We start from the raw sequence: 11483 nt of genomic DNA, 5'->3' as shown, positions 1-11483 counted from the left end.
GGCCGGAAGCGCACCGCGACGAAGGACGCATGCGTGGACAACGGCACCACCTCCGCCGCCCGCATCGCCCCCACCACGTGCAGCCCCACCCCGTCCGTCAGGTCCACCAGGATGTCCAGGCACCCGTCCGGCAGCACCCGGTGCACCCCCACCGGCGCCGCTCCCGACAGCTCCAGCGCCCAGTAGCACTGGACGTACGGCGCCAGCGCCGCGCAGGGGCTCGCCTCCACGTAGCGCATCAGGCCGCGTCCGCGACGGCCGCGCGGGGCAGCCACACCGTGAAGCACGTCCCCTTCCCCGGCCCTTCGCTGCTCGCCTGGATGCGGCCTTCGTGGCGCTCCACGATTTCGCGGCAGATGGCCAGGCCCAGGCCCAGTCCTCCGGCGTAGTGCTCGGTTGCGTTGCGCGCGCGGAAGAAGGGCGTGAAGAGCTGCGGCAGGCTCTCCGCCGGGATGCCGATGCCCTGGTCCTCCACGTCCACCCGCACCTGCCCGTCCTCCTCGCGCACCCGCATGGACACCGGCGTCCCCGGCGGCGAATAGCGCAGGGCGTTCTCCACCAGGTTCGTCAGCAGTTGATCCAACCGCTGCTCGTCCCAGCGGCCCACCAGCGGCCCCTCCGGGACGTCCAGGGACAACAGCCCCTGGCGCTCCGGACGCGTGGACTGGATGCGCTCCATCACCTCGCGCGCCAGCGCCGTCAGGTCCATGGGAGCCACCGTCAGCGCGAAGCGCCCGGACTGCAACCGCGACACGTCCAGCATGTCGCCAATCAGCCGCGTCAGCCGGTCCACCTGCCGGTTCAGCCGCTCGAAGGAGGCGCGCTGGCGCTCCGGCGTCAGCCCCACGCCGGACTCCGACTGGCGGATGAGCAGCTCCAGCGTCGCCTTCAGCGGCGTCAGCGGCGTGCGCAATTCGTGGCTCGCCATGGAGAGGAACTGGTCGCGGATGACGATGGCCTCACGCAGTTCCTTCTGAGTCCGGTCGATGCGCGCCGCCATGTCGTTGAAGCCGTCCGTCAGCTGCGCGACCTCGTCGTCGCCCCGGGCCTGCACCCGCTGTTCCCGGGCGGGCGTGCCCAGCGCGGCGAAGCCGTCCCGCAGCGTCTCCAGCCGCACCGCCACGTCCCGCCCCACCCACTGCGACAAGAGCAGCGAGATGGCCCCCGCGAGCGCCGCGATGCCCACCACCCACGCACCCATGCGCGTCACCGGCGCGAAGGCTTCACGCAACCGCGCCGTCACCACCACCGTCCACGCCGTGTCCGGCACCTGCGCGTGCGCCACCAGCAGGCGGCGCCCGGATTCATCGAACGCCTCCTGCAGGCCCTCCCGCGCCGACAGCGCCTCCGGGGCCAGCAATCCCAGCACCGGCGCCCGCGTGAGCACGTCACCCCGTTCGGTCTCGCGCAGCAGGGTGCCGTCGCGCCGGTCGAAGATCTCCACGTGGTAGCTGCGCGAGGCCAGCGTCGACTGGAGTCCCAGCCGCTGCAGGGACAGCCCGCCCACCAGCACCGCGCGCTGGCCGTCCCCCAGGTCCACCCGCGTGGAGAAGACGATGAAGGGCAGCCCCGCGCGGGTGAGGAAGGGCCGCGACACCCACACCTCGTCGCCGCCGTTCAGCGCCTGCTGGAAGTACTCGCGGCTCGCGTAGTTGCCGGTGAGGCGGTTCAGCTGCTTGGACGGCACCAGCGTCTCCCCGTTGGCGTCCAGCAGCCAGGTCGCGTCGAACAGGCCGGTGTCGGTCTCCAGGAACTCCACCCGTTCGGACATCTCCTTGCGGTCCCCGGTGCGCACCGCTTCGATGAAGCCCGGGTCCCGGCTCTGCGAGCGCAGGAGCGCACGCGCGATGGACGCCGACTGCTCCAGCCACGCCGTCTCCGCCAGCACCGCCTGCTGCGCCTTGCCGCGCAGCTCCGCCGAGATGGCCCGCTGGGCCACGTACGACGTCACCGCCCCCACGACCAGGATGGGCAGCACCGACGCCAGGGCCATGCCCCGGAACAGCCGCCAGCGCACCCCGGACAGCGAAGGGAGCTGGCGCATCCGACACAACAACAGACAGGCCAGGACCATCACCGCGTACACGCCCATCCCGGCCCACGAGCGTCGAGACCCCAACGCGAGCGTCATGTTCAGGAACAAGACGCCCAAGCTGCCCGCGGCGATGCGGCAGGCCTTTTCGTGGCCGCGCCACAGCCCCACCGCCAGCAGCCCTCCCGTCGCCAGGAAGGCGCCGCCCATCAGCCGGATGAACGGACCGAACGCCAGCAGCGACATGCGGATGAAGCTGCTGGGGACCAGGACCATCAACCCGCCGAAGCTCAGCGCCACGCAGGCGATGAACACCGACAGCAGGCCCCGCCCCTGGAAGCGGCGGGTCCGCTCCAGCAGCAGCAGGCCCGCGATCAGCGGGTACAGGATGAAGCCCGTGAGGCCTCGGGGCAGCACGGTGGCGGCCCACCAATAGAACGCCACCGCCGCCAGGAAGAGCGCCCGGCCCAGCCACCCCACGAGCGGAGGCCAGGTGGGGTACAGCATCGCGGCGAGCATTGTCGCCGAGCCCACCAGGAACAGGCTGCCGAGCAACCGGACGTACGGGTAGATGAGCTGGAAGATGGCGGCCCCGAACTCGTAGGGCACGAAGACCATCGTGATGCCCACGACGAGGCCGAACGCCGCCGCGAACCACTCCATCCGTGCGCGTTCCAGGATGCTCACGAGGGCAGAGTACACAACCCGGGCGGGAGCGCACGGTCCGGTTGTCGCCGCCGCACGCCCCCTGTCGCGTATCAGGCCGCTTCCGCGACGGCCGAGCGGGGCAGCTTCACCGTGAAGCACGTGCCCTTCCCTGGCCCTTCGCTGGCCGCCTGGATTCGGCCCCCGTGGCGCTCCACGATTTCGCGGCAGATGGCCAGGCCCAGGCCCAGTCCTCCGGCGTAGTGCTCGGCCGCGTTGCGCGCGCGGAAGAAGGGCGTGAAGAGCTGCGGCAGGCTCTCCCGCGGGATGCCGATGCCCTGGTCCTCCACGTCCACCCGCACCCCGTCCGACTCCTCGCGCACCCGCACGACCACCGGCATCCCCGGCGGCGAATAGCGCAAGGCGTTCTCCACCAGGTTCGTGACGAGCTGCTCCAACCGCTGCTCGTCCCAGCGGCCCACCAGCGGCCCGTCCGGGACGTCCAGCGACACCAATCCCTGGCGCTCCGGCCGCGTGACATGGATGCGCTCCACCACCTCGCGCGCCAGCGCCACCACGTCCATGGGCGCCACCGTCAGCGTGAAGCGTCCGGACTGCAACCGCGACACGTCCAGCATGTCGCCAATCAGCCGCGTCAGCCGGTCCACCTGCCGGTTCAGCCGGGCGATGGTGTCCCGCTGCCGCTCCGGGCTCGTCCCCTGGCCGGCCTCGAGCTGGCGGATGAGCAGCGCCAGCGTGGCCTTCAGGGGCGTCAGCGGCGTGCGCAGTTCGTGGCTCGCCATGGAGAGGAACTGGTCCCGGATGACGATGGCCTCACGCAGCTCCTTCTGCGTGCGGTCGATGCGTGCCGCCATGTCGTTGAAGCCCAGGGTGAGCTGGGCAATCTCATCATCGCCCCGGGCTTGCACGCGCTGCTCCACCGACGGCGTGCCCAGCACGGCGAAGCCGTCCCGGAGGCTCTCCAGCCGCTGCGCCACGTCCCGGCCCACCCAATGCGACAGGAGCAGCGAGATGGCCCCCGCGAGCACCGCGATGGCCACCACCCACGCGCCCATGCGCGTCACCGGCGCGAAGGCTTCACGCAGCCGCGCCGTCACCACCACCGTCCACGGCGTGCCCTCCACCCGCGCATGCGCCACCACCATCCGTCGCCCCGTGTCGTCGAACGCCTCCACCAGCCCCTCCGGCCGCGCCAGCGCGTCCGACCCGACCAGGTCCAGCACGGGAGCCCGGGCGAGCACGCTCCCCCGCTCCGTCTCGCGCAGGAGGCTGCCATCGCGGCGGTCGAAGATCTCCACGTGGTCGTCGGGCGAGACGCGCGCCGGCTGCAATCCCAGCCGCTCCAGCGACAGCGCGCCCACGAGGAAGGCGCGCCGGCCCTCGCCCAGGTCCATGGGCACGGTGATCACGACGAAGGGCAGGTTCGCGCGGGAGAGGAAGGGCCGCGACAGCAGCACCTGGGCGCCGCCCTTCATCGCCTCCTGGAAGTAGGCCCGGTACGCGAAGTTGCCGCTCACCCAGTTGAACCGCGCGGAGGTCATCAGCGTGTCGCCGGTTTCATCCAGCAGCCAGGCCGCGTCGAACATCCCGGACGAGCCCTCCAGCATCGCCAACCGCTCCCGGATGCCCTCGCGGTTCCCCGTGCGCACCTGGGCGACGAAGGCCGGCCCCTGGCTGTACACGCGCAACATCGAGCTCGCCATGACGGCCGTCTGCTCCAGCCACGCGGTCTCCGCGGCCACCGCCTGCCGCGCCTTGCCGTGCAGCTCCGCCTCCAGGGCCTTCTGCGCCAGGTACGACGCCATCGCGCCCACGACCAGGATGGGCAGCACCGACGCCAGCGCCATGCCGCGGAAGAGCCGCCAGCGCACCCCCACCAGCACCGGCCACCGGCGCACGCCCGCCAGCAGCGCGCACCCCAGCGTCAGCACGGCATACACGCTCATCCCCGACCACGAGCGCCGCGACACCACCGCGACCGTCATGTGCAGGAACAGCAGGGCCAGTCCGCCCAGGGCCAGCCGGCACGGGAGCGGATTGCGGCGCCACAGCCCCACGGCGAGCAGCGTCCCCAGCAGCAGGAAGAGGAGCCCCGACCACCGGATGTAGGGCCCCAGCGACGCCATGGCGAAGCGCACGAAGTCCTGGGGCGCCCAGAGCATCAGCGGCCCGAAGCACAGCGCCACGCAGGACAGGAACACCAGCAGCAGGCCCTGTCCCCGGCGCAGGGTGCGCGGCTCCATGACGAGCAGGACCATCAGGAACAGGTAGACGACGGTGCCCGTGAGGCTGACGGGCAGGATGCAGACCTTCCACCAGTAGACCGCGACCGCGGTCAGCATCAACGCGCGCCCCACCCACCCCACGAAGGCGGGCCAGGCCGGATACATCAGCGCGACGAGCATCATCCCCGCGCCGACGAGGAACAGGCTCCCCAGCAGCCGGATGTGCGGATAGATGTATTGGAAGAGGGCGGAGCCGAACTCATAGGGCACGAACACCATCGACGTGCCCACCATGAGCCCCACCGCCACCGCGAACCACTCAACCCGAGCCCGCTGCAGGAGTTCCACGGCGCGCACCCTGACACAACCCGCTCGGATGTATCGGGCGCGGTGTCGGGTGAAAACACCGTTCGTCCAGTGCTTAGCGCCTCCGCCAGGCGTCGAGCAGGTGGCCCACCACCGCATCCACCCCGACATCCCGTGTGACTTGTGTGAAGACAAACGGCCCCTCGCCGCGCATCTTCCGGGCGTCACGCTCCATCACGCCCAGGTCCGCCCCCACGTGCGGTGCGAGGTCTGTCTTGTTGATGATCAAAAGGTCCGACTGCGTAATACCGGGCCCGCCCTTGCGAGGCACCTTGTCCCCGCCCGCCACGTCGATGACGTACACGGTGTAGTCCGCCAGCTCGCGGCTGTACTGCGCGGCCAGGTTGTCACCGCCGCTCTCCACGATGAGCAGCTCCGGGTGCAGCTCCTCCATCAACTGCTCCAGCGCGAGCAGGTTGTGGCTGATGTCCTCGCGGATGGCGGCGTGGGGGCAGCCGCCCGTCTCCACCGCCTTGATGCGCTCCGGTGACAGGGCCTGGTTGCGCACCAGGAACTCCGCGTCCTCCTTGGTGAAGATGTCGTTGGTCACCACGCCCAGGCGGTACGCGTCGCGCAGCTTCTTGCACAGGGCCAGCACCAGCGCCGTCTTGCCGCTGCCCACCGGGCCGCCAATCCCAATCGTGAAGGCCCGCTGCGAGTAGTCACGCCGGTGCGGCTTGTCGCGCGCGTCGAAGTGGCCCGGGTGGTCCCAGTCCTCGTGCGTGTGCTCGTGCCCGTCCTGCCCATGGCCGCGGTGGTCGTCGTCGTGCATGTCGCGCTTCCCTTTCGTCTCTTGTTTCAGGACAGGAACAGCCGGGAGTACAGCCGGTCGTGCGTGGCGCCCACCAGGTCCCACAGCGGCGCGGGCTGGGCCAGGTCCTCCACGCCCAATGCCTTGCATTGCTCCAGGACGGCCTCCAGCAGCGGCGTGGCCGCGTGCTGCACCTGGTGGGATTCATGCGTGCCGATGACGCCCATGCGCACGCCCGCGGACAGCGCGCCCCGCAGCGTGAGCGACAGGAAGAGGCGCAGCGCGTCCTCCTGCTCCACGTCCAGCGCGCGCAGCACCGCGCCGAACGCGGGCGCGTGGTGGAACTTCACGCTGGCCGCGCGGGCCGCCTCGCGCACGGGCCCCACGGCCTCCGGGAAGATGCGCCCGCAGGTGTCCAGGAAGGCCCTGCCCTGCGTGCGGCTGGCCCGGTTCGCGACGTGGTTGGTGAGGAACGCGTCCGCGCGAGCGTCCAGCGCCGGCAGGGAGGAGGGCTCGCGCCACGCGGGGCCCACCAGCGGCAGTCCGCCCAGTCCCGCCTGCCACACCAGCGCCTCCACGAAGCGCCGCACGTCCCCCGGGCCGCGCACCTCGCCCGCCTGCACCGCGGCCTCCAGGCCCCCCGAGTGCGCGAAGCCCCCCGTGGGAAAGCCCGAGTCCGCCAGCTGCAACACCCTCCAGCCGGAAGCCATGGCGCGCGCTCCTTCAGAACAGCGAGTAGCGCTGCGCCAGGGGCAGCCAGGTGGCGGGCTCGCAGCGCAAGAGCTCCCCGTCCGCGCGGACCTCGTACGTCTCAGGGTCCACCGTGATGACCGGCAGCGCGTCATTGAGGCGCATGTCCTTCTTGCCCAGCGCGCGGCAGCCCACCACCGCGGACAGCCGCTTGGTGAGCCCCAGCCCCTGCACGGTGCCTTCCAGCAGCGCGCGCCCGGACACGAACGCGAGGCTCGTGGAGCCGCGCGCCCGTCCTCGCGCGCCGAACATGGGGCGCATGAGGTACGGCTGCGGCGTGGGGATGGACGCGTTCGCGTCCCCCATCTGCCCCCACGCGATGAAGCCGCCCTTGAGCACCAGCTCCGGCTTCGCGCCGAAGAAGGCGGGCCGCCACAGCACCAGGTCCGCGAGCTTGCCCACTTCCACGGAGCCCACCTCGTGGGACAGCCCGTGGGCGATGGCCGGGTTGATGGTGTACTTCGCCACGTAGCGGCGGATGCGCAGGTTGTCGTTGTCCCCCTGCTCGCCGGGGAGCCTCCCGCGCTGCTCGCGCATCTTGTGCGCCGTCTGCCACGTGCGGGTGATGACCTCGCCCACGCGGCCCATGGCCTGGCTGTCGGAGGCCATCATGCTGATGGCGCCCAGGTCGTGGAGGATGTCCTCCGCGGCGATCGTCTCTCCGCGGATGCGGCTCTCCGCGAAGGCCACGTCCTCGGGAATCTCGCGGTCCAGGTGGTGACACACCATGAGCATGTCCAGGTGCTCATCCAGCGTGTTCACCGTGTACGGCCGCGTGGGGTTGGTGGAGCTGGGCAGCACGTTGGGCGCGCCGCACACGCGGATGATGTCCGGCGCGTGTCCGCCGCCCGCGCCCTCCGAGTGGTACGTGTGGATGGTGCGGCCCTTGAACGCCGCCAGCGAGTCATCCACGTAGCCGGACTCGTTCAGCGTGTCCGTGTGGATGGTGACCTGCACGTCCTCCGCGTCCGCCAGCGTGAGGCACGTGTCGATGGCCGCGGGCGTGGTGCCCCAGTCCTCATGCAGCTTGAGCCCGATGGCGCCCGCGCGCACCTGGTCGAGCAGGCCCTCCGGCAGGGACGTGTTGCCCTTGCCGGTGAGGCCGATGTTCAGCGGAAGCGTGTCCGTGGCCTCCAGCATGCGCGCCAGGTTCCACGCGCCCGGCGTGCAGGTGGTGGCGTTGGTGCCGGTGGCCGGGCCGGTGCCGCCGCCCACCCAGGTGGTGATGCCGCTGGCGATGGCTTCGTCCGCCTGCTGCGGGCTGATGAAATGGATGTGCGTGTCCAGGCCGCCCGCGGTGAGGATGAGCCCCTCACCCGCGATGACCTCCGTGGTGACGCCCACCACCATGCCCGGCGTGACGCCCGCCATGACGTCCGGGTTGCCCGCCTTGCCGATGGCAAGGATGCGCCCCGCCTTGATGCCCACGTCCGCCTTGAAGATGCCCGTCCAGTCCACCACGAGCGCGTTGGTGATGACGCAGTCGAGCGCGTCCGCGTCGCCCGTGCCCGCGCGCTGGCCCATGCCTTCGCGCAGCACCTTGCCGCCGCCGAACTTGCACTCGTCGCCGTAGACGGTGGCGTCGCGCTCCACCTGGAGCCACAGGCCGGTGTCCCCCAGCCGCACCCGGTCCCCCGTGGTGGGACCGAACATGTCCGCGTAGTGCCGCCTGTCCAGCTTGCGGCTCATGAGCGGTCCTCCTCGGGGGTCTCTTCCTCGTGACCGAAGCCCTGTGCGCGCACCTCGGCCAACAAACGCTCCCGGCCTTCGTCGGACACCTTGCCGCTGCCCAGCGCGTTGCCGCCGCGCACCACCTGCTCGCCCGCGATGGGGACCAGCGACACCGTCTTCACCTCGCCGGGCTCGAAGCGCACCGCCGTGCCCGCGGGGATGTCCAGCCGGTGGCCGTAGGCGCGGCCCCGGTCGAACACCAGCGCGCGGTTCGTCTCCGCGAACGCGTAGTGACTGCCCACCTGGATGGGCCGGTCGCCCCGGTGCGTGACGCGCAGGGTGATGGCCTCGCGGCCCGCGTTGAGCTCCAGCGCGCCCTCCGCCGCGCGCACGGCACCGGGCGGACCTTCCGGCGACGCGGCGGGCACGGTGAAGCGCTCCAGCGGCGGCACCGGCAGGAAGCTGCCGTAGAGCGCCAGCGACAGGTCCCCGTGCTCCGCCACCACCGGGTGGTGCACCGTCACGAGCTTGGTGCCGTCCGGGAAGGTGCCCTCCACCTGCACCTCCGCCAACATCTCCGGCACGCCGTCCATCACCTGCGCGCGCCCCAGGAACCGGCGCCCCAGGTCCATCAGCTCCGCCACGCTGCGGCCGTCACGGATGTACTCCAGCAACTGGGTGGCGATGAGCGCCACGGCCTCCGGGTAGTTGAGGCGCAGGCCTCGCGCCAATCGCTTCTGGGCGACGACGCCCGCCTGGTGCAGCAGCAGCTTGTCCACGTCACGGGGGGACAGATGCATGGGTCCGACTCCCTCGGTTCTTCCGGGTGCGGGATGCGCCGACCCGTCAGACGCTAGCGCGACGCGTCAGCGTGGGCCAGGATGGGGGCCCCTCGCGCCGTTCTCTCCCTCCGGAGTCCCCCGATGAAGAGCTTCAAGGCCGGCTTCCCCAAGACGCCCAAGGCGCCTCCCGCTCCGCCGAAGACGACGAACACGGTGGCCCAGAACCCGACCTTCTCGAAGCCGGGCACTCCCACCGCGAAGCCCGCGTCGCCCACGGCCACGCCCGCCGCGTCGCCCACGGCCTCACCGACTGTCTCCCGGCCAACAACCCCCACCGGGACGACGCCCCAGGGCGACGCGTTCAAGCCGTCCGGAAGCCCCCAGGCCTCGTCGTCGCGCCCGAACATCGACGCGAATTCGCTCCAGGGTCCGCAGCTTCAGTCGCCCAACCTCTCCGAGAGCGATATCGCGGACCTGGCCCTGGGCCGCACGCCGGGCAGGGGCAAGGCCATGACACCGCGCCCTGAAATCCAGAAGCTCGTCGAGCAGATGAAGCTGGAGAACCCGGGCGTGGAGGTGCTGCGCTACACGGACCAGGGCGGACACCCGATGCTGAAGCAGCCGGGCCTGCCCCCGCGCACGAACGAGGGCGTGTGCAGCGCGATGACCTCCGAGTGGATCCGCACCGGCAAGGAGGCGGGCGGAGACCCGATGAAGGGCTCGCAGGCGTTCGGCCAGCTGACGGACAACCACTTCGGGAAGCTCATCGACAAGCAGCACGCCGAGAACCTGCGGAGCGACTCCCTCAAGGAGCTGAACGGCGCGAACATGGCCGACATCGACAAGCTCCAGGGCCGCGTGGAGCAACTCCAGGGCAAGAGCGCGCGGCGCAAGGAGATCAACGAGAAGCTCACCCACCCGGAGCTCACGCTGGAGCAGCGCCAGGAATTGAAGGCGCAGCGCAGCCAGCTGACCCAGGACATCACGACGGAGCTGGCCCAACTCCGCCAGGACGAGGACGCCATCGCCCAGAGGCAGACGGCCATCGCCGGCCTGGTGGACGGCTTCCGCACGGACCGTGGCGGCGGTCACCCGGGCGTGAAGGTGCAGGACTATGAGCCCATCCACCCCGACACCTTCGCGCAGAAGCTGTACGACGGCACGAAGGAGAACGGCCACTACCGCATCGGCATGCGCAAGCCGGGTGAGGCCGCGGAAGGCCACGTGCTGGGCCTGCACAAGACGGACGGCCCGAACCGCCTGCTGGACGCGAACACCGCCGAGTGGAAGACGAACAACCACAAGGACGCGGTCAACCTGACGGCGGACCACGTCGACCAGCTGTACAAGAACTACAGCACGTTCGACATCACCCGCTATTAGTCACACCCGCCGGGCCCACGGGTCGTCGCCCAGCAGGCCCGGCAGGAAGGACAGCCAGTCACGCGTGGTGGCCAGCAGCGTCTCCAGCGACACGGCCGCCACGCGCAGCAGCAGTCCGTCCTCGCCCAGGGGGCTGGCGGAGACCACCTCCCGGGCGCGCGGCTTCACCGGCAGGCCCGCCACGCGAGCGGCCAGCGCCTCCCGCGCGTCCTTCAACGCGGGCCCCACCAGCAGCACGGACGCCAGCGCGTCGAAGCGGCCCAGCCGCTCCGGCAGCGCGCCGTGCGCGGGGTCCAGCACCCAGCGCTCATCCACCAACGCGCGCCCTTCCCGAGCGACGCGCAGGCGCGAGGCGTAGTGCAGGAAGGCCCAGCGCTCGCCCCGGGCGCTGCGGCCCGCCGTCACCACGTCCACGAGCACCAGCGACGCGCCCGGCGACAGCGTCACGTCCAATGACTGTGAATAGCGGGCGTCGGTGAAGCAGACGGTGGGGTCCGGTACCCACGCCAGCAACGCGTCCCTTCCCACGCGCGCGACAAGGTCGCTGCGGCAACCATTGGGTGAACGGTAGACCCGGTTCGCCCCCTGCGTGGCGAGCAGGGCAGAAGCGCCGTCCGCCACGTCCACCTCCAGCCGCAGGTGGTCCCCGTCCACCAGCCCGCCACCGAAGGAGCTGGTATAGGCCCACGCCGCGTGGCCGTGATTGCGCGGCGTAAGCAGCCGCAAGGGGCTGTGCGCCAGCGCGGTGCGCACCACGGTGCGGGGCCCCGAGCGCTCGAACGCGAGCCGCGCGACGCCCGCGCGCTCCGGGCCGGGGAGAGCGAAAGTCACCCTTCCCTTCTAGCACGCGAGCCGCT

The 11483-nt window shown here is 71.2% G+C and carries 9 protein-coding genes; 1 reads left to right on the top strand and 8 read right to left on the bottom strand.

Features of this window, described 5'->3' with window-relative positions:
• The 7 genes from D7V80_RS03070 to ureA all read right to left on the bottom strand — a co-directional run.
• A partial coding sequence (locus tag D7V80_RS03070) for a DUF6597 domain-containing transcriptional factor (protein WP_370452447.1) occupies nt 1–239 on the bottom strand: 239 nt, incomplete at its 3' end.
• The gene (locus D7V80_RS03065; protein ID WP_370452446.1) at nt 239–2719 is read right to left on the bottom strand and encodes an ATP-binding protein; all 2481 of its coding nucleotides are present in this window, start codon (nt 2717–2719) and stop codon (nt 239–241) included. The genes D7V80_RS03065 and D7V80_RS03070, both read right to left, overlap by 1 nt.
• Before the next feature lie 71 nt (nt 2720–2790).
• Nucleotides 2791–5271: a sensor histidine kinase gene (locus tag D7V80_RS43570; protein ID WP_304986929.1), complete on the bottom strand. Its 2481-nt coding sequence runs from the start codon at nt 5269–5271 to the stop codon at nt 2791–2793.
• 73 nt (nt 5272–5344) lie between these two features.
• Nucleotides 5345–6061 (bottom strand): urease accessory protein UreG, encoded by a 717-nt coding sequence (gene ureG / locus D7V80_RS03055; protein ID WP_120586716.1) that lies wholly within the window; start codon nt 6059–6061, stop codon nt 5345–5347.
• A 26-nt stretch (nt 6062–6087) separates the two neighbouring features.
• Nucleotides 6088–6750 carry an urease accessory protein UreF gene (locus D7V80_RS03050; RefSeq protein ID WP_120586715.1) on the bottom strand — a complete coding sequence of 221 codons (663 nt, stop codon included), beginning with the start codon at nt 6748–6750 and terminating at the stop codon, nt 6088–6090.
• A gap of 13 nt (nt 6751–6763) precedes the next feature.
• Complete coding sequence (ureC, locus tag D7V80_RS03045; protein WP_120586714.1) at nt 6764–8479, bottom strand: urease subunit alpha; 1716 nt, start codon at nt 8477–8479, stop codon at nt 6764–6766.
• The gene (ureA, locus tag D7V80_RS03040) at nt 8476–9261 is read right to left on the bottom strand and encodes an urease subunit gamma (RefSeq protein WP_120586713.1); all 786 of its coding nucleotides are present in this window, start codon (nt 9259–9261) and stop codon (nt 8476–8478) included. Before ureA ends, ureC begins: the two co-directional genes overlap by 4 nt.
• Nucleotides 9262–9384: 123 nt before the next feature.
• Here ureA and D7V80_RS03035 point away from each other — a divergent pair, with 123 nt between their 5' ends.
• The gene (locus D7V80_RS03035) at nt 9385–10626 is read left to right on the top strand and encodes a hypothetical protein (protein ID WP_120586712.1); all 1242 of its coding nucleotides are present in this window, start codon (nt 9385–9387) and stop codon (nt 10624–10626) included.
• On the opposite strand, the gene D7V80_RS03030 is transcribed toward D7V80_RS03035, so the two are convergent.
• Entirely contained in the window at nt 10627–11457 is an 831-nt protein-coding gene (locus D7V80_RS03030; RefSeq protein ID WP_120586711.1) for an urease accessory protein UreD, read from the bottom strand.
• Nucleotides 11458–11483: the final 26 nt, after the last annotated feature.

The organism is Corallococcus sp. CA054B, assembly GCF_003611625.1.
In the GTDB taxonomy this organism is placed as follows: Bacteria; Myxococcota; Myxococcia; order Myxococcales; family Myxococcaceae; genus Corallococcus; species Corallococcus coralloides.
This window is presented reverse-complemented; position numbering and strand designations above follow the sequence as displayed.